The organism is Longimonas haloalkaliphila (assembly GCF_055379825.1).
In genome coordinates, this window is sequence record NZ_AP043948.1 from 1,403,533 (window position 1) to 1,428,504 (window position 24,972).

Genomic DNA, 24,972 nt, shown 5'->3' on the forward strand with positions numbered 1-24,972 from the left:
AATGAGTGAGCAGGGGCACTCGAATAAAGCAGTGCAATAAAGCAGTGCGTTGCGTGGAATGCAAAAGGGTGCACCCCGCTACACGGTCATTACGGAGCTATTTTACGTTGCGTTACTGTGAAGAGGTGTGTCTACCAGATGGCCTGTGCTTTGGCGTAGGCTTTATGTTGGAACCTTCATTATCAGACCAATGGTGAATCATTATGGCACGTGGAATAAACAAAGTGGTGTTAGTAGGACGTCTGGGGCAAGACCCGGAGTTGAAGTACACAAACACCGGTACGGCAGTAAGCACATTTTCTGTTGCGACCAATGATTCGTATGTTGATCGCAGCGGAAGTCGCGTCGATACGACTGAATGGCACAACGTAGTGGTATGGGGGCGGCTGGCTGAGATCTGCAGCGAGTATCTGGGCAAGGGGCGCCAGGTGTACCTGGAGGGCAGCCTTCAGACGCGCTCCTGGGAAGACAGCAAGGGCAATAAGAAGTACCGCACCGAGGTAAAAGCGCGCGATGTCGTCTTTCTCGATGGCAACGGCGCAAGGCCGACCCAGCAGAACGGGTCACGGAAAGCGCAGGCTGTTCACGAACCGCCGGCTGCGTTCACGTATGAATCTTCGGAGGGTGAGCCCGTACCGGTTGAACCCAGCGACGGGATACCGTTTTAACGAAGCGAACAGCATTCACAATACACGTAACTTACAGCAAGGCACACATTATGGCACGTGGCGTCAACAAGGTGATTCTGGTGGGCAATCTGGGGCAAGACCCTGAGCTCAACTACACGAACAGTGGCACAGCGGTTTGCAACATGCGCATTGCCACCAGCGATTCATACACAAATCGGGATGGAGAGCGCGTAGACACCACCGAGTGGCACGATGTGGTTGCCTGGGCGCGCCTGGGAGAAACCTGCGGCGAGTACCTGTCGAAAGGACGACAGATATACGTCGAAGGGTCGCTGCAGACGCGTTCCTGGGAAGACCGAGACGGTAACAAGCGCTACAGCACCGAGGTGAAAGCGCGCGAGGTGGTCTTCCTGAGCGGCGACGGCCAGGGCGCCCGCCAGAGCCGAAGCCCCGGTGGTCAGGGCGGTGGCGACGGCATGAACCAGGACCAGGGGCCCGGCAATTTCGACCAGACCCGACAGCCCCGCAAAGAATCGCAGCAAGGCGGTGGGGGCGGTCAACAGCAGCAACAGCAGCAGGGAGACTCGTTTGAGCCCGATGATGACCTTCCGTTTTAGAGTCAGGGCTGTTTTTGAGAGGGCGCGTTGCGGTCGGATGCGTGGCGTGCAGTCCTCTGGTCCTGTACACTGGTCCTGTACAGATGCAGCTATCGACCCGTGCGGGCTGATGCCGGCCATTAGCCGCTGAACAGTTATATTATGTGGGGGTGCCCATACGGGCATCCCCATATTTGTTGTGGGAGCGCGCCTCACTTTCTGTGATTATGGTGCCTGGCGTTGATTATACAGAGATTATTTCGACTTCGTGGATTATCACCGCCCGGTTGGGCGATCTTTCGAGAGGATTAGCTGTACCGTTACATATACGTACCATATTCCGAACAGCCTGCTCCGACCCATGAGCATTGCCCCGTACCTTTCCGACGACGTGCGCTCGTCGGTCGACTTTGCGTCGTTCCTTGACACATTTCGTGAGAAGCTCCGCACGGTATTCCGTGAGCGGGGCGACTTTAACGCGGTGAGCGTGAACCGTGGTCTGCCGCCCTATATGATGCGTGAAGTGCAGTCGGCGACCCCGCTTGCAACATTCATCCCTGAAGAATACGGCGGGCGAGGTGGCCATGTCCACGAATGCCAGGCCGTTCTGGCAGCCGCCTCTTATGAATCGCTTGCACTCTCGCTTACCTTTGGTATCAATGGTGCGCTGTTTCTGCAGCCTGTCACGAAGTATGCTAACGAAGAGGTGAAAGGCCCGATCTTCGAGCGCTTCCTGAAAGACAAAAACATGGGCGGGCTCATGATCACCGAGCCCGACTATGGCACGGATGCCCTCAATATGCAGACGTCATATGTTGAAACGGAGAAGGGCTATCATCTCGAAGGTACCAAGCACTGGGCCGGCCTGACCGGGTGGGCTGACTTTTGGCTGCTCACAGCACGCCGCAAGTCGTCGAGCGGACAGCTTAGCCGCGACATCGATTTCTTCATTGCCGACATGAACCAGTCGGAGCAGATGGTCGATGTGGAGGAGATCTATGAGAACCTGGGGCTCTACCTTATCCCCTATGGACGCAACAAACTGGATCTCACGGTTCCACAGATGCACAAGCTGGAACCGGAAAGCACCGGTATTAAAATGATGCTCGATACGCTGCACCGCAGCCGCATCGAGTTTCCGGGAATGGGGATGGGCTTTCTGAAGCGCATTCTCGACGATTCGCTCGCGCACTGCAAAGAGCGGCATGTCGGCGCGAAGTCGCTTTTCGAGCACGACCAGGTCCAGAAGCGGCTGGCGTGGATCCAGGCCGCCTTCACAGCCTGCTCGGCCATGTGCCTGCATACCAGCGAAACCGCGCACATCGAAAACAATATGGCCTCCGACAACCTCGGGCCCAACGCAACCAAAGCCGTTGTAACCGACCTGATGCAGGACGCAGCGCAGTCCTTCCTGCAGCTCTCGGGCGGACAGGGATACCGGCTCGACCATCCTGCCGGGCGTGCCACCGTGGATAGCCGTCCGTTCCAGATCTTTGAGGGGTCGAACGATGTGCTCTACCAGCAGATCACCGACACGGTGCTTAAGCACATGCGTCGTGCCAAGGTGTCGAACCTCGGTGCGTTCATGAGCGACTTTGCTCCGCTGAAGCGTGCTGCCGACCGGTTCGACGGCGCCTTCGACTTTACCGTAGATGCGTCTACGTTGCCGCAGCGGAAGAGCGTGGAACTCGGACGTGCACTCGGGCGCGTGGCGGTTATGGAATACATCATTGAGCTGGGCGATCGCGGCTTCCGTAGCGACCTGATCTCCAACGCACTCAACGTGTTCGTGCAAGACGTGCGCAGTCTGCTCTGCTCATACGAGACGCAGACAGAACCGCTCGCGATCGATGCCTACGACGATGACGAAAGCAGCTGGCTGAACTTTGTGGATGCGTAACGACCGCGCTGCATACCATGCTGCCAAACGACACGGTGCCAGTAACGCCGCCGTAGCAGCAAAGGTACACGGCGAAACCATACGATGGTAACGTGCAGGAGGATGCGTGGCAGGCTCATGAGGTTTTCACGGGCACTGCGTACGCATCCTTCTGTACGTATTGTGTACCTTAGATCAGAATTAGACAGCGTCTGAACATGTATCCTGGGCCGCGTGCGGTCGGATGGCACGTCCCAGTACCGTTGTTTTTTGTCGCTGTAGCTCGCTTACAACTGCCCACACTCAAGTTGCGCCTGGAGACGCTCTGCAAGCTGCTTCTTATAGGCCTCACAGGCCGACTTTTGCGAGCGCTTTTCCGTGCTTATCCGTTCCTCTACTCACGCGCCCCCATGCCCATGGCCCGCTTCGGAATTGTCACGTTCCCTGGATCCAACTGCGATCACGATGCCTACCACGCTGTTAAGCACGTGCTTGGCGATGACGCCGAGTTTGTCTGGCATCAGCGTAAGGACCTTGATGATCTCGACGTAGTCATTCTGCCAGGTGGGTTCTCATACGGAGATTACCTGCGCTCTGGAGCCATCGCCCGGTTTTCGCCGGTTATGGAGGCGGTAACAGCGTTCGCAAATGACGGCGGCTACGTGCTCGGGGTCTGCAACGGGTTTCAAGTGCTCTGCGAAGCCGGACTGCTTCCGGGCACGCTGGCGCGCAACGAGTCGCTCCGGTTTGTCTGTAAGCCCACCTCGGTACGGGTGGAGCGCACCGACACCCCGTTCACAAGCCAATATGCGCCCGGAAGTGTACTTTCTCTCCCGGTTGCCCATGGTGAAGGGCGCTACGTCGCCGATGACGACACACTGGCTGCGCTGGCAACCAACAACCAGGTTGTATTTCGATATACCGATTCCGAAGGACGCGTAGATCCGGAGGCGAATCCGAACGGGTCGATGCAGAACATCGCCGGTATCTGCAATGAGACGCGCAACGTGCTGGGCCTTATGCCGCATCCAGAGCGCCATGTTGAGATGCTACTCGGGTCTGATGATGGACTTCCGCTGTTTGAGTCGCTGCAGGCAGCAGCATCCAACACAGCCTTTGCCACAGCTTGACCCCAATTGTTATGGTCGAAATGCCCTTCGACGGTCCGATTTCGTTGTTCGACGTTCCCGTAACTACGTCGCTGCTCATTGCCAATATCGCGGTGAGTTGGTACGTGCTATATGTAAACCCACGTCTTCTCGGCCCGCTCTCGTTTCAGCCATACCGGATCTTTGAGAATGATGAGTACTACCGCTTTTTAACTGCGGGATTTGTGCATGGCAGCGTGGCGCACCTGGCGGTAAACATGATCACGTTGTTTTTCTTTGGGCCGATTCTCGAAGGCATACTGGGATCGCTGGAGTTCTTCATGCTCTATGTGCTCTGTGAGATTCTGGCACACACCGTTACCTTCACCTACCATTACATGGACCCCCAATATGCAGCAATTGGAGCATCGGGGGCGGTGAGCGGTGTGGTATTTGGCTTCTGCCTGTTCTTCCCGCTGGAGATGCTCTACCTCTTCTTTATTCTGCCCATTCCAGCTGTACTGTTTGCGGTGGGATACGTCGTCGGGTCGATCTATGCGTTTCAGAAGAACGAGCGACAGGACCAGGCAGGCGGGATCGCACACGAAGCGCACATCGGCGGTGCCATCGCGGGCATACTGGTCACCATTGCGCTTGATGGCCGTGCGCTGTCTTCATTCATCGACTCAATGATGACATTGGTGTAGCGCACGCCGCGTAGCGCACCATAGTATACCGCTGGGTCACCGAGGTACGGACGGAGTAGTGATGTGCAGGATATGGTGACTACGGCGCCAGGCGCGTGCACAGGGCATCCCACGACGAAAAGGTGAATCCGTGTGGAACGGGATGCGCGTCTGTATCGCCACGGACGTACCAGGCTACGCGCCACCCGGCCCGGGCCGTTCCTTGCACATCAGATCTGTATGAGTCGCCCACGTACAGAACCGACTCGGGAGCCACACCGGCCTGGTTAGCGGCATAGGTAAAAACGGCGGGATGCGGCTTGAGGTGGCCTGTCTCTTCAGAGATAACGACAGAAGAAGCTCGCTCCTGCAGCGTAGGAAACTGCTTCATCTTCTGCGACTGGATCTCTGCGAATCCATTGGTTAGAATCCCAACCCGGTAAGCATCGGCAAGGTGGGTGTATGCAGCATGTGCCCCCGGCACGTACCGCCAATGATCTGCGTATCGGGCAAGGTAGTACTGGTTGACGGCTGCGCTGCGCGTAGCATCGGAGCCAAGCACCTGCAGGAGGCGACGAAAGCGAGACGCCTTCAAAAACGACTTTTCGATCTCGCCGGATGCATATGCCTTCCACAGCGGAGCGTTGATCTCATGGTAGGTGGTGTGTACAGCGTCGAGCGGATGGCCCGTAAACAGATCAGGAAAGTGCTCAATAACATCGCCGAGGGCAGCCCGCTCTGCGTGGCGGTGGTCAAGCAGCGTGTCGTCAAGGTCAAAATAAATGAACTGGATGGAAGCGGAGTCGGTCACAAAAGCGGAGGGGGGCAGTGCAGAAAGCGTGAGTAACGGCGTGAATGACAGAGATAGTCAGGAGGGCCTATAGTGCGCATTCGAAGAGCGCGTACTCCTTGTCGCGCACAGCCCCGATAGATTCGATCGCGTTCTTCAGGCGCTCATTGGTGTCGAGCACCCAGCTGGTTTCGCATCCATAGTAGCCGTATTCCGGGCCGCGCTCCATCGTTTCAAGCACCATAAGCACGTCAAGTCCCTTGCCCTGATAGGCTTTTCGAATCCCCATAAGTGGCATCCGCAGCTCACTGATGCCATAGTAGCCGCGCGTAAGCAGCGTCCACCACCCGGTGGGAAAGAGACGACCGTCGTCAACATGCTGCAGCGCCTGGTTGATGTCGGGCAGTGAGATCGCAAAAGCAACGGGGGTGCCCTCGTGTTCTACGAAGTAGACGAGGCGGGGATCGTAGATCTGCTTCAGGCCATCAACCAACTGATTGAATTCGGCATCTGTCATAGGTACGTGGCCCCAGTTCTCTGACCACGCCTCGTTGTAGATGTCAAGCAGCGTGCGAGCCTCCTCCTGCAGGCGGTCGGGATTGACCGTACGCACCTCCAGTCCAGGCGTGCGGCGCTTTACGATATTGACGCCGCGCCGCAGGCGTTCGTATTTCGCATAGCGCTTGTGGGCGTAATACGCCCACATAGTCATGACGCGCTCGAAGCCGTACGCAGTCATAAGCTCATCGTAGTACGGAGGGTTATACGGCATGAGAATTGCCGGCCGCCGGTCGAATCCATCGACGAGCAGTCCGGAAACGTCGTTCAGCGAGGGGTTTGCAGGGCCGCGCATCTGCGTAAGTTCCTGGTCGCGGAGCCAATTAGCAGCCGCATCAAAGAGGGCTGTGCTCACGGCTGGATCTTCTTCCGACTCAAAAAAGCCGAAAAAGCCTGTCCCATCGTCGTACTTCTTGAGGTGCATGCCATTCACGATGGCCGCAATGCGTCCGCGCACAGTGCCCTGCTCGTCCTCCGCAAGAAAAAGCTCGATCTCTCCATGTTCAAAGAATGCATTCTTGGTGGGGTCGAGTGTAGCGCGTTCCTCGCGTCGGAGCGGCGGTACCCAGTAGGGGTAGTCATCGGCATAGAACTGGTAGGGCCAGTCGATGAAGGCGGCACGGTCTGAGGAAGAAGAAACCGAGCGAATGCGAATCGAGGAAGAGGCCATGAGGACCGGTAGGAGAGAACAAGAAAGCTGAGTTCTGCCAAGATGCCAGATAGCCACCACGGGCTGAACAGGCACTCAACAGGGATGGGCTTAAAACAAAACACGCGCCTCTGTAAGCAAACAGAGGCGCGTGCAAAAACGCAAGAAATGGTGTATGAATCAAGGGCACGTGCAACGACAGGTGCGCTTACACCCAGGTTTTAGAGCCTGTTTGGGTTTTGGTTTGCAGTCCAGCGCCGCCGCTCGGAGCCCAAATTAAGAAATCAAAACAGGCTCTTATTGTGCTGAAGAGCCATTGGTGCCAATGACGCCGTGTTTGGTGCCTACGGTGTGAAAGGCATCAAGAATCCGGTCGAGATCTTCGTCGGTATGAGTGGCCATATACGAAGTGCGCATCAGCGACTGTCCTTGTGGTACGGCGGGGGGCACTACGGCATTCACGAACACCCCTTCTTCGAGCAAGTCGCGCCAGAAGCGGAAGCAAGTCTCCATATCGCCAACAACAACAGGGATGATAGGCGTTTCGCTATCCCAGATATCGAAGCCCTGATCGCGGAAGCCTTCGCGCATGTAGTCCGAGATCTCCCACAGGCGCTCCAGCCGTTCGGGCTCTTGCTCCAGAATATCAAGGCATTTCAGCACGGTTGCCACGTTGGCCGGGGGCATCGATGCGCTAAAGATGTGGGGCGAGCTTTCATGGCGCAGGTATTCAATAACATCTGCATCACCGACACAGAATCCGCCAAGCGAGGAGAAGCTCTTCGAGAACGTACCGGTGATGAGATCGATGTCATCGAGCCGGCCAAACGTGGACGCCGATCCCTGCCCTTTCGGGCCAATAACGCCGATGGCGTGGGCATCGTCGAGCATGAGAGCCGCGTTGTAGGTACGTGCCAGCTCGATGAGGCGTGGCACTTTGGCAATTTCGCCGCTCATCGAGAACACGCCGTCGGTAGCGATCAGTTTGCCGGCATCGGGATTGCGCTCGTACTCGCGCTCAAGCATCTGCTCCAGATGATCGAGGTCGTTGTGGCGGTAGCGCCGCGTTTCCGCGAAGCTCATCTGCGTACCGGCCACGATACAGGCATGGTTATCTTTGTCGGAAAAGATCAAGTCTCCTTTTCCGGCGATGGCCTGCACCACCCCGAGGTTCGTCATGTACCCGGTCGAGTACAGGATGCACGAATCCGCCTCCATGAAGTTGGCCAGGCGCTCCTCAAGCTCCAGGTGCAGGTCGAGCGTGCCATTGAGGAAGCGGCTGCCGGTGCATCCGGTGCCATACGTTTTGATTGCGTCGGCGGCAGCCTCCTGTACACGGGGGTCTGACGTGAGCCCCAGGTAGTTGTTGGAGCCTGCCATGACGACCTCATCGCCGTTCATGATGGCATGGGTGCCATCATTGCGCTCGATCGGGCGGAAGTACGGGTATAGGTCCGCCTCTTTGGCCTTCGCATAATCGCCGGAGGGGTCGAAAAACTTATGGCATTTGTCAAAGAGCGAGGGACGAACCGCCGTGTCGGTTTGTGCGGCGTTAGAGGAAGAATCAGACATATAAAGCGGTAGCAACGTGTGGCAGTGGCAGCGCGTCTTTCAAGCGTGGCGTAACAACTATTTAGAGCAAGCCTTCGTCTGGCAAGCTGTGGAGACGTTACGCATATGCAAACGGGGAAGTCAGGTATGTGGGGGCTGACTAACTTGCGTACGCATATTAGTACAGACGCGCACGCCTCCCGGAAAGTAACAGCCCTTATTTAAGGATTACGTAACATACCAGGTTGCATCTTAAACTGTAACCCACCGGGCAACTCGAAGCAGACCTTGCTTAGAGAGCCTGTACTCTGTGCGGGCTGGTTAGACGGCAGATAGGTATGCTCGCTTATCAAGCGATAAAACGTTGTAAAATAAAGGGTCAGTCAACGTGTAATGCAGTGTGGTGCATCCCCAAAAGAAATGCAACACACAGTTCGCTATACAACGGGCGAGGAATGCAGGGTTCGAGCCGAAAGTATGTAAAAGGTAACGAGAGGTACTCGGAGAGATGTTTTGGATGGCCTTTCACAAGAAGTAGAGCAGCTTGGTGTCTTTTCCGTTTGGACGCTCAATTCCTGATAACAGACAAGAGGACCATAACAAGGGTACTTGATATAGCGTGCCGTTAGAGGCGAACTCGCACGGTAGCCTGAACGGAGGGCTGCATAGCACCTGGCCCCAAGTCCATTGATAGGCCTTCGCCGACGTCAAAGGTGAGCAGGTGGGCACTCACGTACGCATCCACAATTGTGAGCGCATAGAAGACACCGGTGCCAATAATGGTAAGGTTGCGCTGTCGCTGGTAGGCATCGCGCTGCTGCCGGATGACCTGGGCCGAGACCTCCTGGTTGAATCGGTCGATGACTTCGTCGTACTGGGCTTCGTATTGCGCGAAGGGGTTTTTTCCGTCTGGATTGTCGTCGCGTCCCACGACAAACTGGTTAGCCCGCCGGTGAAGCAGATACCGGTCGTGGTTACGGATCGCATAGTACGTAAGCCCACCCAGTCCGCCATACACGAAGGGGAGTTTCAGGTACTGACGGTTGTAGAGCTGTCCCCACCCGGGCAGAGCGGCCGCGCGCCATAGGGCGCCACGAGGCGAGTGGTTCTCAGGATAGCCGCGTTCGCGCAGAATCTCCGCACGTACGCTATCAGGCTGGGCCAGAGCGGCCGGCGCCAGCAGCACCATCAGCAGCACCACAGGCAGTATCACGCCACCGATTAGCTGTCCGATACGCCACAAGGCATACACAGGGAGAACAGAAGCGGGGCGGACGCGGCGTGTGGGAATCCCGAGTTGCATCCGAAGTTTAGGCATCCAACAGGTCAAGCAATCGCTCCAGGTCGTCTTCGGAGTAATACGCAATCTCGATACGTCCCTCGCCGTCGTTTTTATGGTGGATGCGCACCTGCGTGCTGAGACGGGAACGCAGCCGCTTGCGGTAGTCTTCGACTTGCAGTTCGGTGCGGTTGGGGGATGACGGGGAGGAATCGTCGGGCACGTCGGACTCGGAGGCGCGTTCGGATTCTTCCTGAGCAGCCCGCCAGTCGCGCACGCGCTGCTCTACGTCGCGTACCGAGAGGTCATCGCTGATGGCCTCATCGATCAGGGTACGCTGAGCCTCGGGATCGTCGAGCGACACCAGAGCACGGGCGTGCCCCATGGCCACCTCGCCATCGCGCAGCGCAGCCTGGATGCGAGGAGGAAGCCGCAGAAGACGCAAGAAGTTAGCCACGGTGGCACGGCCCTTTCCAACCTTCTCGGCCACCTCGGCCTGGGTAAGCCCCACCTCGTCCATGAGACGGTGGTAGCCAAGCGCAATCTCAATCGGGTTGAGCTCTTCACGCTGCACGTTCTCGACCAGCGCCATCTCAAGCATCTGCTCCGAGTCGGCATTACGTACGAACGCGGGCAGATGGGTCAGGTCGGTGCGGCGTGCGGCGCGCCAGCGGCGCTCCCCAGAGATGATCTCAAACTGGTCGTCGCCCAGCGCCCGCACGGTAATGGGCTGGATGATGCCAAGCTGTTCGATGGAGGCCGCCAGCTCATCGAGCGCATCTTCACTGAACGACTGACGCGGCTGATACGGGTTCGGACGAATTGCCTCAATAGCTACGTCCGCTACGCGCCCGACCAGCTTCTTATCGTCCTCATCCTCAAACTGATACAGTTTGCTGCGACGTACCGTACCCGAATCTGACGACGCATCGTTTTCGTCGTCGGCGGGCAGCAGCGCGTTAAGTCCACGGCCAAGAGCAGATTTGTTTGCCATAAGTGCACATTCTCAAAGTCAACGGTGATCTACCGGTGCATCCGAGCGAGAGCACGGCGCATGCCGGGGCGTCAGAAACAAACTGTGGTTACGAACTGGAGAGCGAGAACCCGTTTGCCGGAGTCGACGAACGTTTCGGCTTGGAAGGCGCCGAAGGGGAATCTGCTTTCTTCGAAGAGTCCGGCGTTGCAGGCTGCGAGGAGGCGGGAGAGGAAGACGGGGCTCCGTTCTTGGCAGCGCGTGTGTCGGTCTCTGCACCGGTGCCGCCCAGCATCGTGCCGTTCTCAGCCAGAAAGGCCTCGTTAGATTCGATGATCTCGCGTGCAAGCGCAATATAGTTGCGTGCGCCCTTGCTCGACGCATCATACAGAATGACGGGTTTCCCAAAGCTGGGGGCTTCCGAAAGGCGTACGTTGCGCTGCACGATCGTTTCAAACACCTTGTCGCCAAAGTAGCGACGCACCTCCTGCGCAACCTGATTCGAAAGGCGGAGCCGCGTGTCAAACATAGTGAGCAGTACACCCTCAATTTCCAGCTCCGGATTCAGGTGCTGGCGCACGATCTTGATCGTGTTGAGCAGCTGGCCGAGGCCCTCAAGGGCGAAGTACTCGGCTTGTACGGGAATCAGTACCGAGTTGGCGGCGGTCAGTGAGTTGAGCGTAAGAAGGCCGAGCGAGGGCGGACAGTCAATGACCACGAAGTCGTATTTCTTACGCAGGCGCTTCAGCACCTTCGACAGAATCCGCTCGCGCTCATCCACCTCGATCATCTCAATCTCGGCTCCTACCAGATTGATGTGACTCGGCATCAGGTCGAGAAACGGGATCTCCGTGGTTACAACCGCCTGTTCCGGATCGACCTGCCCGGTAAGCGCCTCGTAGACCGACGCCTCCACGTCTTTTACGTTTACCCCGATGCCCGAAGTACAGTTCGCCTGTGGGTCAATGTCGAGGAGCAGTGTGGAGTACTCAGTAGCCGCCAACGACGCCGCCAGGTTAATGGCAGACGTTGTCTTGCCAACGCCTCCCTTCTGATTTGCAACTGCTATGACTTTTCCCATAAGGCAACTTGCTTATTCAATGCAACCCGTATACAGCGTGATTTTGGTCGTCAGAGATGGCGCGTGTAGGAGAGACGCGTAGAGCTCGTGGCGTTTCACAGGACGCTTCACAGAGCGGTGCCGGTCTCAACGAGCGCAACGCGAACCATATACACTACCTGTAACCTACAACACAACCAGCCGCAATGTCCACCGCAGCCGGTCTGTTTTTATCGAAGGGATGCGCAGCGCACCTGCCACGTAGCAGCATCGCATTGTATATAGCATTGCATACACCATTGCACATCGCATTGTATATAAGCTACATACAGCGGTGGGCAAGCGGCGTACAAGCACAGGCATTACTGCGCACGTGAGATCACTTCGGGATCACCCCTGTGCAGGTCGAAGTAATTTTTAACGATGCTACATCCTCCATACCATCGGCTGCATCGCGTGTTGCGCAGCTTCTTATTCTCGTTCCCAGGGTTCTCCCCGCTCTATGGCCCGCCGCATTGTCCTACAGTCCGACCGCTCTGACACGCCTGCGCCCGACCAGCTTACGGTTGACTATCGCGCTGAGCTTAACGATCAGCAGTACGCAGCGGCTACAGCCGATCCCGGAGCCCTTCTGATTATTGCGGGGGCAGGCACAGGCAAGACGCGCACGCTCGTGTACCGGCTTTCGTACCTGGTCGAGACGGGACTCGACCCACGTTCCATTGTGCTTCTCACCTTTACGCGCCGCGCAGCACGCGATATGATGGCACGCGCGGCCTCGTTGCTCGACGGGCGATGCCAGCGCGTGCAGGGCGGTACCTTCCACAGCTTCTGTGTACAGCTGCTGCGTCGCCACGCACCTGTTATCAACCTCGCGAAAACGTTTACCATTCTGGATGCGTCGGATGCAGCCGACGTGCTGTCGATGCTCCGGACCCGGGGCGGGTACACCGAGCGCGACGACCGCTTTCCGAGCAAGCGCGCGCTCCAGTCGATGTTCTCGGCTACCGTGAACCGCGATCGCTCGCTCGCCTCGGTGCTCGAGGCAAAGTACCCGCAGTTTACGCACCTGCACGACGACCTGCGCGAGCTGCAGGAGACGTACCGGGCCTACAAGGCTGAGCATCATATGCTCGACTTCGACGATCTCCTGCGCCGTACCCATGAGATGCTCGCCACGCACGACGACCTGCGCCAGCAGGTGGCGTCTCGCTGCCGCCACGTGCTGGTCGATGAGTACCAGGATACGAACGCGCTTCAGGCCAAGCTCGTACGGCAGTTCACTTCCGTCCACGGCAACGTTACCGCCGTAGGAGACGATGCACAGAGCATCTACCGCTTCCGGGGCGCCGACTTCCGCAACATCTTTCGCTTCCCCAAGCTCTACGAGGAGGCACGCGTGCTCAAGCTGGAGCAGAACTACCGCTCCACGCAGCCCATTCTGGAGCTTGCCAATCATCTAATCGAGAGCGCCGACCGTTCGTACGACAAGACGCTCTTTTCCGAGAATACCGAAGGGGAGCTACCCGCCGTTGTACCGGCAGCCGATACGTCGATGGAAGCGCAGTTTGTCGGTCAGATGATAGCACAGCTGCGCGAGCAGGGCGTGCCACTGAGCGATCAGGCTGTGCTCTTCCGAAGCAGTCACAACGCATACGATGTAGAGATCGAGCTGAACCGCCGCAACATTCCATATGTGAAGTACGGCGGCACTAAACTGAATGAAGCAGCACACATCAAAGACGTGCTTGCACATCTGCGCGTGGCAGAAAACCCAGACGATGCCGCAGCCTGGAACCGGATCCTGAAGCTGATTCACGGCATCGGTCCCAAAACAGCACAGTCGCTCATCGACTGGCTCACCGGGGGCAATCGGGAGCCGTTTGTCGTCGACGAGCAAGGGCCGTTCGCGCAGCGATATCTCGATACGCTTACGCGTCTTCTGAACACCCTGCGAAGCATTCGCCCCGATGAGACGCCGCTCCCCGAACAGATTGACGCGGTACTCACCTACTACACGCCGCTCTTCGAAGACGCCTACCCCGACGACTATCCGAAGCGCGCGTCTGACCTGGAGCAGCTGAGCCATCTGGCAGCCGGATACGAGAGCCGTCAGCGCTTCCTGGCCGACCTTACCCTCGATCCGATCGAGCTCTCGGCTCTCGATCAAGAGGGAACCGATGACGACGAGCCGCCGCTGGTGCTTTCGACCATCCACTCTGCGAAGGGACTGGAATTCCATACCGTATTTCTGATTCATGCAGTTGATGGCACGCTGCCCTCACAGTACGCACTCAACGAGCCGGAAGGACTCGATGAGGAGCTCCGTCTCCTCTACGTGGCGGTAACCCGAGCCGAGGAAAACCTCTTCATCTCGTATCCGATGTTGCAAACGCAGCGTTTTTACGGCGACACGATGGCATCGCCCAGTCGGTTCATAGAAGACGTGCCGCCGTCGGTGCTGGAGCCGGTAGAGCTGGTCGAGGGGCCGCCTCAAAAACAGCTGACCGAATCCGAAGAGGCCGGTCCGGCATCCCTGCCCGAAGCAGATTCATCGCCAGAGTCCGGCCCTGCCGATGCGGAACGCCCCGACCCGGAACGTTCCAACTCCTCCCCCTCCAGCACCGACGATGGTCTCCCTTTTTAGGGCCTTCTCTTTAGAGCCTTGCATCGTCTGGTAATATGATTGTGCAACTTGTTGCGCCACGCTGTTTTACAGCACCCCCGTTACGCGTCTTGCCGCCCTCCCCCTGCTTTCCGACCTCGCCATGGACGTATCGGCTTCGCTTCGAATTGTAGAAGTGCCGCGAGAAGAGCGTAAGATCATTCGCGAGCTTAACCAGCGCATCTTTGGGGATACGCACGTGATTCGCTCGTTCGAACGGACCGATCTGCTTATGTTGGTGGCGTGGCTGGACGGGGCCCCCACGGGCTTCAAAGTGGGCTATCGTCTGCGTAAAGAAGTGTTTTACAGCGCGAAAGGCGGGGTCGTCCCCGACGTGCGCCGCCGGGGGGTGGCCCGTGCGCTGCTGCACGCGATGCTGGATGCGGTGCGCGGCCGAGGGTACCGGGAGTTTGTGTTCGATACATTCCCGAACAAGCACCCGGGCATGACGATCCTGGCGCTGAACGAAGGCTTTCAGGTGGTGAAAGCCGGATACAATGCCGAACACGAAGATTACCGGCTGCGCTTCGCGTGCTCCTTTCCGGAGTAACACCCTGCAGCACAAAGCGGCCGGCTCATAGATGGGACTGTAACTATCGTTTCAGGATACACGTAGGTCGGGTGCTGCTATCGAATCCTCCTGCTGCACCAATCTGCTTCTGCTCGTGCGCCGTTTCATATTCGACCTCGTAGAAGGCCTGCGTATTGCATTGAATGCAATCTGGGCGAATCGTCTGCGTTCGGTTCTCACTACGCTTGGCATCATCATCGGCATTGTGTCGGTCACGCTCATGGCCGCGCTCATTAGCGGGGTCAACGAGGAGTTTGAAGAAACGCTCTCCTCGCTCGGGGCCGATGTGATGTACGTGAGCAAGTTTCCGTGGGGGGCAAACGTCAACGTAGACTGGTGGGAGATGGCCAACCGTCCTGCTATCTCCGTCGACCTGGTCAACACGATTCAAGAACAGTCGGCCTACGCGTCTTTTGTAGCGCCAATGGCCGGCACAGGCCGCACAGTGAGCCATCGTGACCGTTCGGCGCGTGCTTCCATCACGGGCTCTACCCCGCTGTACGGACAGATCCGAGGGGTAGACCTTGCTGAAGGCCGATTTCTGACCGATGCCGACGAGCGCGGTGCGCGCAACGTATGTGTGATCGGGGCGGGCATCGCCGACGAGCTCTTTCCACAGGGGGCCGCCCTCGGCCAGCAGGTGCGTATGGGCATCGCCCCCTGCACCGTAGTGGGCATCATGGAGCGCGAAGGCAGCGGGCTCTTTGGAGATGATGGGAGCCACGACAACACCGTGATCATCCCGTTCCGTTCGTTTGAGCGCGTCTTCGGCGTGAGCCGGTGGCGCAGCATCACCATTATGGTAAAAGTCGGCGACACCGATCTGATGCCAGCTGCCGAAGACGAACTGACCGGCATTCTGCGCACAGCTCGTCAGGTGGATCCGATGGATGCCAACAACTTCGAGATCAACCAGCAAGACGAGATCCGGGCATCGTTTTCCACGGTGCGCCTGGCGATTTACGGCGTGGGCATCTTCCTGACGGCGCTTGCGCTGGTCGTGGGCGGCATCGGAGTGATGAACATCATGTTTGTGTCGGTGAAAGAGCGTACGAAAGAGATCGGGATCCGCAAAGCCGTAGGAGCTAAGCGCTACACCATCCTACTGCAGTTCTTGATTGAGGCTATCATCGTCTGTCTGATTGGCGGTGCGATCGGTGTGGGCATTACCTATGGCCTTACAACGTTCATCAGCGAAGGACTCGGGTTTGCTGCCCAGCTGCCGGTGCAGATCGTCGTACTGGCGTTCGGCATCTGTGTGAGCGTTGGCATCCTCTTTGGCATTGCGCCCGCCTGGCAGGCCGCGCAAGCGCGTCCGATTGAGGCGCTCCGTTACGAGTAGCCCCCATCTCCCTCTTCGTATTCCTTCCGCTCCGAATCCCCCTGTACCTGTGAGTTTGATTGAAGCGTTCTGGTCGGCCTTGCGCTCGCTGCGGGCCAACATTACCCGCTCGGCCCTCACCCTGCTAGGCATGGTGATTGGCGTGTTCGCCGTGATTGCCGCGGTAACAGCCGTTGAAGTGATCGACACCTATTTCCAGGAGTCAATTCAACAGTACGGGACCAACACGTTCTCGGTAGAGCGTCACGGGGCCCAGTTCGTCGGGCCGCGTGGCGGACGCACGTACCGGCCACCGATTACGTACAACCAGGTCGAGACGCTGCGCGAGCGGGTGGGAGCCGATTACGATATCGGGGTGCTGAACCGTTTTGCAAGCCGCGAACGCACACGCTCGCGGTTTGCTGAAACAGAGGCTGCAATCGAGCTTCACGGCGCCGATCAGTTCTTTCTGGATAATTTCGGGTTCTCGCTTGAAAGCGGCCGCCCGTTCACCGAGCAAGACGTGGCGCGCGGCCGTCCGGTTGCGCTGCTGGGGGCACCGGTGGCAGAAACGCTCTTCCCGAATACCGACCCGGTTGGCAACGAGATACGCATTGGCCGGGTGCGTTTGGAGGTCGTGGGCGTGCTCGAAGAGAAAGGCGGCTTCCTCGGCCTCGATCCGGACTCACGCGTCTACGCGCCCATCACGCACCTTCTGGCGACCTATGGCGACGGGGGCCGCGACATGAACAGCGTGAGCGTGCGGGTCGACGACGATGCGCAGATGCTTGCGGCACAGGATGCGATTATCAGTCAGATGCGTGTCATCCGGCGTGTAGATGCGGGGGAATCCAACAACTTCGAGATTGAGACCAACGAGTCGGCACGCAGCACCTTCGACGCGTTTACCGCCACGCTGACTATCGCAGGGGCCGGTATCGGACTGATCGCACTAATAACGGCTGGAATCGGGATCATGAACATCATGCTGGTGTCGGTGACCGAGCGTACGCGCGAGATTGGCATCCGCAAATCGGTTGGAGCCAAGAAGCGCGACGTGCTGGGGCAGTTCCTGCTCGAAGCAGTCGTGCTGTGCCAGATCGGGGGGCTGGTTGGTATCGTGCTGGGGGGGCTCTTTGGCAACCTGGTTGCCGTCTACTTCGAGATCGGGATGGCCTTTCCATGGGACTGGGCCATGGGGGCGGTGCTCGGTGTGACGGTCATTGCGCTGGCGTTTGGCGGCTACCCGGCTTACAAAGCTGCTCGCCTCGATCCGATCGAGTCGCTCCGGTACGAGTAGGGCTAACGAGTAGGGCTGGCATGAGCAGGGGCTGGCATGAGCAGGGGCTGGATCAGTTTGCTGCGACACAGCGCCATTTACAGCGCTATTTGCCGGATCTCCGCTTGCGGTTGCGTAATCCATCGAGGATGTTAGAAAAAGCACGCAACACGCTTTATCTCCCTCCCAATGTCCTGTACGAATGTCTGACGCCTTCGCCGCCAAGCAAGCCGCCGGTTCCGCGGCAGCCGATCTCGTTGAATCTGGAATGATGCTGGGGCTGGGTACCGGCTCGACTACGGCCTGTGCGCTGGAAGCGCTGGGGGCGCGCATTCAGAAGGAGGCCCTGGACGTGGTGGGGGTGCCAACATCTTTTGCGGCGGAGCGCCTCGCACACCAATACGGCATCCCCCTTACCACGCTCGACGATACGCCGCGCCTCGACCTGGCGCTCGACGGGGCCGACGAGGTAGACCGGCAGGGACGGCTCATCAAGGGGCGCGGGGCGGCGCACACGCGAGAGAAGGTCGTGGCGCATGCTGCCGAGCGCTTCGCGGTGCTGATCGACCCGTCGAAAGAAGTGGATACGCTCGGGAGTCAGTGTCCGGTGCCCATTGAGGTGGTGCCGATGGCCGTGGGGCCGGTGCAACGCCTCATCGGGGAGCTGGGCGGACGCCCCGAACTGCGCATGGGGCAGGCCAAAGACGGTCCGGTGATTACCGACCAGGCTCTCTGGATCGTAGACGCTTACTTTGACGGCATCGAAGATCCGGAGGCGCTCAACCGGACACTGAACGACCATCCGGGTATCTTGGATCACGGACTGTTCCTGGGCATGGCTACCGATGTAATCTGCGGCGAGGCCGATGGAAACGTGACGCACACGAGACCTTAGCAGCACAGCCAGCTGCCCCTGCAAGCGCCGACCGGGTGTGCTACCCATTCTGCTACCCAAGTTGGACTACCGTGCAGGAGGCCGCTTCAGTTGGGCCAGCACGGTGCGGCAGCGATTGGGGATGCTCTCGTCGAAGTGGTAACGCAGGTATGCATCTACCAGCTCTTGTACATGGCGGCGCTGCCTGGACGTAAGCTCCATGCGTAGCACCGTGTCGAGATCGGCCCGCGCGAGAACTGCGTAGGCGCGTAGGGCCGCACGGGGGGCTTTCCGTGCGCTGCTTGGCCGTTCTGTAATTGGGTACACGCCCCCGTCGGCAAGCGAAAGCCAGCCCTCTTCATTTACAGCCTCGACGCGCTCGCGCCGTATCGCGGGGGCGAGTCCGAGCGCCTGTGCCAGTCGAAGCTGGAAAAACGGCCACAGCGTTTCGGGGCGGTCCATCTCGGCATCGAGGCGGTGCAGCACACGCACCAAAAGCGTAAAGATCTGAGGCTGGCGGCTCTCGGCGCTCAGGAGCGCATCGGTGAGCTCTACAATGCGCAAGCCCAGCGTGATCTTGTTCAATTCATTGCTGAGGTGGTCATAGGTCGCCACATGGCTGCTCTCACTGAGCATCTGCAAGCTGCGCGAAGGCTTGTGGTAGTAGACGACCTGCGTGTGGGCCATTGGCTGCAGCGTGGCGCCAAACTTGCTTTTCGTTCGCCGCGCCCCCTTGGCAAGCACCGACACCTTGCCCTGCGCCGCGGTGAGCAGCGTAGCGATACGGCTCGTCTCGCTGTAGTCGAGTCCGCGAAGCACAACCGCTTCTGTCCGGATAATTTCTCGCTGAGCCATGAGCGTGCGTGGTAAGACGGGGCGATGGACGAAGATACGTTACGGGCAGCCAGCCTGCAGTGTCACTATACTGTACACGTCCACCACACAGAAACTGTTTGAGGGATGCGCTGGCTCTACAAGATACAACGCTACGTTGCGATTACAGCTATTGAAACGACTGTCGTGCTGGTGCTGGCTGGATTGTTGATGCTGGGGGCCGGAGTGCAGCACTGGCGGATGCAGCAGATCCCGCCACTGGCAGACCACGTGGTGTGGCCCGAAGCAGACACCGTACACACGGATAGGGCGCGTTCCGATGCCAGCATTGGCACCAGCATTGGCAACCTGGAGTTCGGATATGCAGATAGGGGAGAAAGAGTGGCCGGGGCCGCTACAGCTGCGAGCACTGCGCAGTACGAAGCGGAATCTCCGCTGGCAGCAGCCCCGCTGCCTCCTGTAGACGTGAATGCTGCGGAGGCGACCGAGCTGCAACGGCTTTCGGGGATCGGACCTGCGCTTTCGCAGCGCATTATTAGCTATAGGGATGCAAACGGTCCGTTTCGGTCGGTAGAAGAGCTGCAAAACGTGTCGGGCATCGGTCCGAAGACGGTTGAGCGCATCCAAGACGACATTGTAATCCAGATTCCATAGACGGGTACGCGCTCAGAATATGCAGAGAGGCACTGCGTTCGCATCCTTCCAGACCAAACAGCACGAGATAAGCCGAAGGGCCAGGCAGCAATACACAGCGAGACGGCTACTCGTCGGAATCGTTACGTGAAGAGGACGGAGCGTTCTGCGCTTCGTATGCTTTCAAACGCTCTTCGTGCTCCTGCAGGCGATCGCTAACGGTTTCGGGGGTCCAGCGCTCGCTCACCTTCTCTTCGCGGTCCAGAAACCGCCAGATGGGCACAAGCAGCAGCGCGGCCAGCGTGAAGAAGACAACCAGCGTTGGGATCGTGATCATCCAAAACTGTGCATCCATAGGGGCAGCAGGGATTATGAAAAAGAGTTCGGTTACGAGGTATCTAACGATGCAGCCGTGTGTGCGTTCTATTGGGTCTATTGTGGAAGCGCCGTTGTGTGATAACGACCCGTGGCGGCCCCTGCGGTCGTGCGGTATTCCGGCTTAAGCGGCGAGGAGAGGTCATGTTATGTCATGTTCTGCAATCCAGGCTATGCACGACGTTTTAGAACCTGTTTTGATTTCTTAATTTGGGCTCCGAGCGGCGGCACTGGACTGGGGCCGAAGGTCATGCCCCTGGTGCAAATTGCCCCCGATGTCGGCCCGTAGCCCCGGCTACGAACCTCCATCGGGGTCCAATTTTCGCTTCAGCGGCGCTCGCTCTCGCCTGCAAACCAAAACCCAAACAGGCTCTTAGAGGATAATTGGGCGAACATGCGCGGTGTGTATTGATTGATACATGCGGTTGAGAGAAATGACCTTGCTGGTGTGCATGTACCGAGGCCGATTATACAGGGCTCTGCACACTTTAACGTAGAATTGTTTGCGCGAAAAGCGGCTTTCAACCACCAGCCAATGCCGTCATTTAATGCATGTAGGTATGTATAACACTTCATCTACTACCACCGTCCCTCGCCTGCTCATTGTAGAAGACGACCCAGAAGTAGGCGCAGGACTTGAGGAGTTTTTTGATCTGAAGGGCTACCATGTGTCACGCGTTGCCGATGGAGAGCAAGCGCTGCAAGAGATCACAACGCTTCCGCCGTACGACCTGGTGATTCTGGACGTCATGCTCCCGAACAAGACCGGCTTTGAAATCCTGCGTGAAGCGCGTAATTCCGGCGTTAAGTCGCCCGTGATTATGCTTACGGTGAAGGGAAGCGAAGACGACAAGCTGCGTGGCTTCGAACTGGGCGCCGACGACTACGTGACCAAGCCATTTGATGCTGAAGAGCTGGCTGCCCGTGTGCGTGCGGTGCTGGACCGAAGCCAGGAAGGCGACGGCGACGGAGACGGCTTTAGCTTTGGGGATGTTGAGGTCAACTTTCAGAATCAGACGGCACGGTGCAACGGAGAGACGGTTGAGTTTACTACGCTGGAGTTCGATATCTTAGAGTACTTCATAGAGCACCGCGGGCGCACCGTAAGCCGCAAGCAGCTCTTGCGCGACGTGTGGGGCATCAGCGGCGACATCACCACGCGCACGATTGACCGGCACGTGGCCTCGCTCCGGAAAAAGATTGAGCCTGATCCAACCGATCCGACCTACATCGAAACGGTGTATGGCATCGGGTACAAGTTCTCGGTGTAGGGCACAGCCACTGTAGCAACGCGGCAATTGCAGCGACGCTCCAATGGGACGGCGCTTCCACTGGTTCACTACGTGTTGAGCGGTGCTACGTGAGGGCGTGTGCGTCCGTGCTACTGCGCTCTGCCAAAGATGCCGCCTTGCATTATCCAGCCAAAGGAGCTTCCCATCGTGTTGGGGAATTCGCCCGGCGTGGCTGCAAAAGACCCTTCGATGGTGGCAGGCGGTGTGAGAGGCTCACGATGTTGCGGGGGAAACTCCGGCATGTCTTCGTATCGGCGTTCGCCCGTGGGCGGATTTGTCCGGAGTGAATCGTAAAACGATTCCAAGTCATTTCTTGACGTACTCACTTCTATGGCCGCTTCGAAGGCAAACGTGCCCTCGATCACCTCATCACGGGCACGCGCTACCGTAAGCGTTCCATTCTGTAGCACATAGTTGTGAAGTGAGTCAGAGGCTGCACGCACATAATTTGTCATCAGACGCTCACTGAAGAAGAGCCCGCTCTGCCGGCAATCTGTTAGGTCCTGACAGGGCAGGTCGAGGCCAATGTCATATGTGCCCTCCGAGAGCCCGTCCTCGCCGATATATACAAACGAGAGATTGTGGGCGATTCCGTCGTCCTCGCCAAATAGTTGGATGGCCGTGAGCGTAAATCCAAGGTCGTCAAATGGAAAGACCATCGCGCCCTGTTCGTCAAACGACCCGGATCCCCCCAGGGCCGCCTGCCCGTCAATGCTTGCACTAATTGGATCGCTTACCTGAATGTCAGCATATGGATCAGGCAAGTCTTCCGCAGAGTCTACCGAGTCGCAGCCGCTGAGGATAAGAATAAAAGTTAGTAAAACGAGATAACAGTATGCTGGAAGCGGGTACCGCATGACAAGTGACTGGTTGGTCTATTGAGATAATTGAGATGTATATGCTCATCGGCCACAGCCCAGACTGATCTACGACAGATAGAGCAGAGATTTTTACAAGTACTATATAATCTATGCTGGGGCTCTTTATTTTGCAAGAGGGGCAATCCCTGTGCATCCATCGGCATACCATCGTAACATCTGTTGCACCGTTGCGCTGTAAATAACGTAAATGACATCGTAGTGAGCCCAGTATGCTGAAATCGACATTCACCGCTCCAGGATATCCTATATGTCGTTCTGGAATATCGCTTCGGGATGCAGCCCTCCTGACGTATCTTTGGGCAGAAGGAAGTAGGTGCAGAACTGACTATTCAAGTATGAAATAATAGATGAGGCCTTGCTCGTCAGTCTGAAGTACGTAAACGCCTCACGCACACTATTGATAGATATCCACCAAAAACCGAGGCAATTACGTAGAGCGAGAGAGCGATAGGGTTGATGGTGCCTGGCTGGAGGATCTGAGACATCAGTGCGACGGCCGGCCCGATTCCGAGAATACTGAGTGTGATTCCGCTGCGTCGGCTGCCAAGTTCAAATCCTCGTCCAAATGCTATGACGAACAGTGCTAAAACCGGCCAGCCTATGATCCCAGAGCCGATAAGATCAACACCGGATATCCATCCCAGAATGGGCAGGATGAGCAGCAAGGAAGAAAACAGTAGACGCATCTTCCGAAGATTGCTCAACGTGTCAGTGGAAGTTGAATTAGCCATAAGTGACTTCTTTTTACATCTGCGCGAACAGGCGTAATCATCGGTTCCTTTCCGGAAGCCTATGAGTATGGTGGATAACTGCGCTTTTATCTTAATATATACGTATACAATATTGTAATATCGGCATTCATATTAGTGGGTAGTACCCGAAGGTGCAATCATTTTTCGTAGCAGATCGCTGTGTACACACCATCGTAACACGGTCTGCAACGCCGCGCCGCGTGTCCGCGTACAGGACGCTGCACTGGATGCATATTGCATTCGGCGTTCTGTCTTTTGTACACAACTGTTTCTGCCTATGGCTTCCGTATCCCGCGGCGACCTCGTTACCCTTGACATCGAAAAGTTTGCCGATAAGGGGGCCTCGCTGGCCCGGCTTGATGGCTACGTAATTTTTGTAGAGGATGCCGTCCCAGGCGATCGCGTGAAGGCGTATATCTACCAGGCCAAATCGAACTTTGCGAAGGCAAAACTCGATACGCTGCTCGAGCCCAGCGATAAGCGCACCGAGCCCCGGTGTCGCTATGCCGATACCTGCGGCGGATGCGCCCGGCAGCATGTGAAATACGCAGCCCAGCTGGAGGCGAAGCAGCAGTCGGTGCAGGAAGCCTTTGCGCATCATAGCGAGTTTGATGGTGTAGAGGTGCCCCCGGTCATCGGAATGGACGACCCGTTCTACTACCGCAACAAAATGGACTTCGACTTCAGCGCCGACCGCTGGCTTACGTCCGATGAAATCAGCACGGGCGAAGAGTTTGATACCGACTTTGCGCTGGGGATGCATGCGCCGGGGCACTACGACAAGGTGATAGACCTGCAGGAGTGTCACCTGCAATCGGAGTTCAGCGCGCGTCTTGTGAACGGCGTACGCGACTTCGTGAAAGAGCAAGGCTGGGAACCGTGGAATATCCGCGAGCAGGAAGGCTACCTGCGCCATCTTGTGATCCGCGAGGGCAAGTGCACCGGCGACGTGATGGTGAACCTCGTGACCTACGGACGCAATGCCGAGCGCCGCGATGCCTTTGCCGACTTCTTGCAGTGCGACTTCCCGGAAGTCACCACCTTTGTGGATACCAACCACATGGGCAAATCTCACAACGTGGAGGGCGACACGCAGACGGTCTTCGGCCCCGGCACCATCAACGACATGATCGGCGACTACCGGTTCACGATCAGTCCGCAGTCGTTCTTCCAGACCAATACGCGACAGGCCGAGCGGCTCTATGAGGTGGCCCGCGAAATGGCCGACCTGCGCCCTACCGATACGGTCTACGATCTGTACTGCGGCGCTGGCACCATCTCGCTGTTTCTGTCGGATGCTGTGGAGCGGGTCGTCGGGGTTGAGCTTATCGAAGAGGCGGTGGAGGATGCGCGTGCCAACGCGGCTCAGAATGAGGCTGCGAACTGCACGTTTGTGCCTGGTGACCTGAAGACGGTCTTCACCGATGATTTCGTGGGTACACACGGTACGCCCGACGTGCTTATCGTCGATCCGCCGCGCAACGGGATGCACAAGAAGGTAGTGTCTCAGATTGAATCGCTGCGTCCTGAGCGCTTCGTGTACGTGAGCTGCAATCCGCAGACGCAGGTGCGCGACCTCGACCGCCTGCACGACGTGTATCAGATAGATGCTGTGCAGCCCGTCGATATGTTTCCGCACACGCCACATATTGAGAACGTGGTATCGCTGCGAGCGATCTGATTTTGGATTGGTGATTTCCGGTTTTGGGGGATAGAGGGATAGCGACGTTATGGTAACACAACCCGGCGTGTCCGTC

22 protein-coding genes and 1 pseudogene are annotated in these 24,972 nt (G+C 57.7%); 13 read left to right on the top strand and 10 right to left on the bottom strand.

Annotated features, from left to right (window positions below; genetic code table 11):
* The first annotated feature begins 203 nt into the window (after nucleotides 1–203).
* The 5 genes from ACZ48V_RS05530 (at nucleotide 204) to ACZ48V_RS05550 (ending at nucleotide 4,899) form a co-directional block, all read left to right on the top strand.
* Entirely contained in the window at nucleotides 204–668 is a 465-nt protein-coding gene (locus ACZ48V_RS05530; protein ID WP_464542379.1) for a single-stranded DNA-binding protein, read from the top strand.
* Between the two features lie 50 nt (nucleotides 669–718).
* Entirely contained in the window at nucleotides 719–1,246 is a 528-nt protein-coding gene (locus tag ACZ48V_RS05535; RefSeq protein ID WP_464542381.1) for a single-stranded DNA-binding protein, read from the top strand.
* Between the two features lie 340 nt (nucleotides 1,247–1,586).
* Complete coding sequence (locus ACZ48V_RS05540) at nucleotides 1,587–3,125, top strand: acyl-CoA dehydrogenase family protein (RefSeq protein ID WP_464542383.1); 1,539 nt, start codon at nucleotides 1,587–1,589, stop codon at nucleotides 3,123–3,125.
* A gap of 395 nt (nucleotides 3,126–3,520) precedes the next feature.
* Complete coding sequence (gene purQ / locus ACZ48V_RS05545; protein WP_464542385.1) at nucleotides 3,521–4,234, top strand: phosphoribosylformylglycinamidine synthase subunit PurQ; 714 nt, start codon at nucleotides 3,521–3,523, stop codon at nucleotides 4,232–4,234.
* A gap of 11 nt (nucleotides 4,235–4,245) precedes the next feature.
* On the top strand, nucleotides 4,246–4,899 hold the full coding sequence (locus ACZ48V_RS05550) for a rhomboid family intramembrane serine protease (protein ID WP_464542387.1): 654 nt from the start codon (nucleotides 4,246–4,248) through the stop codon (nucleotides 4,897–4,899).
* Nucleotides 4,900–4,978: 79 nt separating this feature from the next.
* Here ACZ48V_RS05550 and ACZ48V_RS05555 read toward each other — a convergent pair whose 3' ends face one another.
* The 6 genes and pseudogenes from ACZ48V_RS05555 to ACZ48V_RS05580 form a co-directional block, all read right to left on the bottom strand.
* Nucleotides 4,979–5,689, bottom strand: coding sequence for an HAD family hydrolase (locus ACZ48V_RS05555; protein ID WP_464542389.1), 711 nt, complete (start codon nucleotides 5,687–5,689; stop codon nucleotides 4,979–4,981).
* 67 nt (nucleotides 5,690–5,756) lie between these two features.
* A complete protein-coding gene (locus tag ACZ48V_RS05560) occupies nucleotides 5,757–6,896 on the bottom strand; it encodes a GNAT family N-acetyltransferase (protein WP_464542391.1) in 1,140 nt (379 codons plus the stop codon).
* Between the two features lie 276 nt (nucleotides 6,897–7,172).
* Nucleotides 7,173–8,447: an aminotransferase class I/II-fold pyridoxal phosphate-dependent enzyme gene (locus ACZ48V_RS05565; RefSeq protein WP_464542393.1), complete on the bottom strand. Its 1,275-nt coding sequence runs from the start codon at nucleotides 8,445–8,447 to the stop codon at nucleotides 7,173–7,175.
* 604 nt (nucleotides 8,448–9,051) lie between these two features.
* Nucleotides 9,052–9,744: a DUF5683 domain-containing protein gene (locus ACZ48V_RS05570; RefSeq protein WP_464542395.1), complete on the bottom strand. Its 693-nt coding sequence runs from the start codon at nucleotides 9,742–9,744 to the stop codon at nucleotides 9,052–9,054.
* On the bottom strand, nucleotides 9,737–10,699 hold the full coding sequence (locus ACZ48V_RS05575; RefSeq protein WP_464542397.1) for a ParB/RepB/Spo0J family partition protein: 963 nt from the start codon (nucleotides 10,697–10,699) through the stop codon (nucleotides 9,737–9,739). The genes ACZ48V_RS05570 and ACZ48V_RS05575 overlap by 8 nt, the downstream gene beginning before the upstream one ends.
* 301 nt (nucleotides 10,700–11,000) lie before the next feature.
* Nucleotides 11,001–11,759, bottom strand: a pseudogene (locus ACZ48V_RS05580) (ParA family protein); the annotation flags it as partial.
* A 481-nt stretch (nucleotides 11,760–12,240) separates the two neighbouring features.
* Between ACZ48V_RS05580 and ACZ48V_RS05585 the strand changes: the two are divergent.
* The 5 genes from ACZ48V_RS05585 (at nucleotide 12,241) to rpiA (ending at nucleotide 18,469) form a co-directional block, all read left to right on the top strand.
* Nucleotides 12,241–14,385: an ATP-dependent helicase gene (locus ACZ48V_RS05585; protein WP_464542399.1), complete on the top strand. Its 2,145-nt coding sequence runs from the start codon at nucleotides 12,241–12,243 to the stop codon at nucleotides 14,383–14,385.
* 121 nt (nucleotides 14,386–14,506) lie between these two features.
* Nucleotides 14,507–14,953: a GNAT family N-acetyltransferase gene (locus tag ACZ48V_RS05590; protein ID WP_464542401.1), complete on the top strand. Its 447-nt coding sequence runs from the start codon at nucleotides 14,507–14,509 to the stop codon at nucleotides 14,951–14,953.
* Between the two features lie 115 nt (nucleotides 14,954–15,068).
* Complete coding sequence (locus ACZ48V_RS05595) at nucleotides 15,069–16,316, top strand: ABC transporter permease (protein WP_464542403.1); 1,248 nt, start codon at nucleotides 15,069–15,071, stop codon at nucleotides 16,314–16,316.
* Between the two features lie 49 nt (nucleotides 16,317–16,365).
* Nucleotides 16,366–17,595 carry an ABC transporter permease gene (locus tag ACZ48V_RS05600; RefSeq protein WP_464542405.1) on the top strand — a complete coding sequence of 410 codons (1,230 nt, stop codon included), beginning with the start codon at nucleotides 16,366–16,368 and terminating at the stop codon, nucleotides 17,593–17,595.
* A 181-nt stretch (nucleotides 17,596–17,776) separates the two neighbouring features.
* Nucleotides 17,777–18,469, top strand: coding sequence for a ribose-5-phosphate isomerase RpiA (gene rpiA / locus ACZ48V_RS05605; protein ID WP_464542407.1), 693 nt, complete (start codon nucleotides 17,777–17,779; stop codon nucleotides 18,467–18,469).
* A 66-nt stretch (nucleotides 18,470–18,535) separates the two neighbouring features.
* Here the strand turns inward: rpiA and recO are convergent, their stop codons facing one another.
* Nucleotides 18,536–19,303, bottom strand: a complete 768-nt coding sequence (recO, locus tag ACZ48V_RS05610; protein ID WP_464542409.1) for a DNA repair protein RecO — start codon at nucleotides 19,301–19,303, stop codon at nucleotides 18,536–18,538.
* A 105-nt stretch (nucleotides 19,304–19,408) separates the two neighbouring features.
* On the opposite strand from recO, the gene ACZ48V_RS05615 reads away from it, so the two are divergent.
* A complete protein-coding gene (locus ACZ48V_RS05615) occupies nucleotides 19,409–19,936 on the top strand; it encodes a ComEA family DNA-binding protein (protein WP_464542411.1) in 528 nt (175 codons plus the stop codon).
* A gap of 106 nt (nucleotides 19,937–20,042) precedes the next feature.
* On the opposite strand, the gene ACZ48V_RS05620 is transcribed toward ACZ48V_RS05615, so the two are convergent.
* Entirely contained in the window at nucleotides 20,043–20,270 is a 228-nt protein-coding gene (locus ACZ48V_RS05620) for a hypothetical protein (RefSeq protein ID WP_464542413.1), read from the bottom strand.
* 580 nt (nucleotides 20,271–20,850) lie between these two features.
* Between ACZ48V_RS05620 and ACZ48V_RS05625 the strand changes: the two genes are divergently transcribed.
* Entirely contained in the window at nucleotides 20,851–21,561 is a 711-nt protein-coding gene (locus ACZ48V_RS05625; RefSeq protein ID WP_464542415.1) for a response regulator transcription factor, read from the top strand.
* A 110-nt stretch (nucleotides 21,562–21,671) separates the two neighbouring features.
* Here ACZ48V_RS05625 and ACZ48V_RS05630 read toward each other — a convergent pair whose 3' ends face one another.
* Together ACZ48V_RS05630 and ACZ48V_RS05635 are read right to left on the bottom strand one after the other, a co-directional pair.
* On the bottom strand, nucleotides 21,672–22,439 hold the full coding sequence (locus ACZ48V_RS05630; protein WP_464542417.1) for a hypothetical protein: 768 nt from the start codon (nucleotides 22,437–22,439) through the stop codon (nucleotides 21,672–21,674).
* Between the two features lie 386 nt (nucleotides 22,440–22,825).
* Nucleotides 22,826–23,194 (bottom strand): hypothetical protein, encoded by a 369-nt coding sequence (locus ACZ48V_RS05635; protein WP_464542418.1) that lies wholly within the window; start codon nucleotides 23,192–23,194, stop codon nucleotides 22,826–22,828.
* Nucleotides 23,195–23,492: 298 nt separating this feature from the next.
* Between ACZ48V_RS05635 and rlmD the strand changes: the two genes are divergently transcribed.
* On the top strand, nucleotides 23,493–24,896 hold the full coding sequence (gene rlmD, locus ACZ48V_RS05640) for a 23S rRNA (uracil(1939)-C(5))-methyltransferase RlmD (RefSeq protein ID WP_464542420.1): 1,404 nt from the start codon (nucleotides 23,493–23,495) through the stop codon (nucleotides 24,894–24,896).
* The last annotated feature ends 76 nt before the right edge of the window (nucleotides 24,897–24,972 follow it).

Coding starts and splice junctions, on each gene's coding strand:
- ACZ48V_RS05530 (WP_464542379.1), top strand. CDS start 204: ATGGCACGTGGAATAAACAAAGTGGTGTTAGTAGGACGTCTGGGGCAA.
- ACZ48V_RS05535 (WP_464542381.1), top strand. CDS start 719: ATGGCACGTGGCGTCAACAAGGTGATTCTGGTGGGCAATCTGGGGCAA.
- ACZ48V_RS05540 (WP_464542383.1), top strand. CDS start 1,587: ATGAGCATTGCCCCGTACCTTTCCGACGACGTGCGCTCGTCGGTCGAC.
- purQ (WP_464542385.1), top strand. CDS start 3,521: ATGGCCCGCTTCGGAATTGTCACGTTCCCTGGATCCAACTGCGATCAC.
- ACZ48V_RS05550 (WP_464542387.1), top strand. CDS start 4,246: ATGGTCGAAATGCCCTTCGACGGTCCGATTTCGTTGTTCGACGTTCCC.
- ACZ48V_RS05560 (WP_464542391.1), bottom strand. CDS start 6,896: ATGGCCTCTTCCTCGATTCGCATTCGCTCGGTTTCTTCTTCCTCAGAC.
- ACZ48V_RS05565 (WP_464542393.1), bottom strand. CDS start 8,447: ATGTCTGATTCTTCCTCTAACGCCGCACAAACCGACACGGCGGTTCGT.
- ACZ48V_RS05570 (WP_464542395.1), bottom strand. CDS start 9,744: ATGCCTAAACTTCGGATGCAACTCGGGATTCCCACACGCCGCGTCCGC.
- ACZ48V_RS05575 (WP_464542397.1), bottom strand. CDS start 10,699: ATGGCAAACAAATCTGCTCTTGGCCGTGGACTTAACGCGCTGCTGCCC.
- ACZ48V_RS05585 (WP_464542399.1), top strand. CDS start 12,241: ATGGCCCGCCGCATTGTCCTACAGTCCGACCGCTCTGACACGCCTGCG.
- ACZ48V_RS05590 (WP_464542401.1), top strand. CDS start 14,507: ATGGACGTATCGGCTTCGCTTCGAATTGTAGAAGTGCCGCGAGAAGAG.
- rpiA (WP_464542407.1), top strand. CDS start 17,777: ATGTCTGACGCCTTCGCCGCCAAGCAAGCCGCCGGTTCCGCGGCAGCC.
- recO (WP_464542409.1), bottom strand. CDS start 19,303: ATGGCTCAGCGAGAAATTATCCGGACAGAAGCGGTTGTGCTTCGCGGA.
- ACZ48V_RS05615 (WP_464542411.1), top strand. CDS start 19,409: ATGCGCTGGCTCTACAAGATACAACGCTACGTTGCGATTACAGCTATT.
- ACZ48V_RS05620 (WP_464542413.1), bottom strand. CDS start 20,270: ATGGATGCACAGTTTTGGATGATCACGATCCCAACGCTGGTTGTCTTC.
- ACZ48V_RS05625 (WP_464542415.1), top strand. CDS start 20,851: ATGTATAACACTTCATCTACTACCACCGTCCCTCGCCTGCTCATTGTA.
- ACZ48V_RS05630 (WP_464542417.1), bottom strand. CDS start 22,439: ATGCGGTACCCGCTTCCAGCATACTGTTATCTCGTTTTACTAACTTTT.
- ACZ48V_RS05635 (WP_464542418.1), bottom strand. CDS start 23,194: ATGGCTAATTCAACTTCCACTGACACGTTGAGCAATCTTCGGAAGATG.
- rlmD (WP_464542420.1), top strand. CDS start 23,493: ATGGCTTCCGTATCCCGCGGCGACCTCGTTACCCTTGACATCGAAAAG.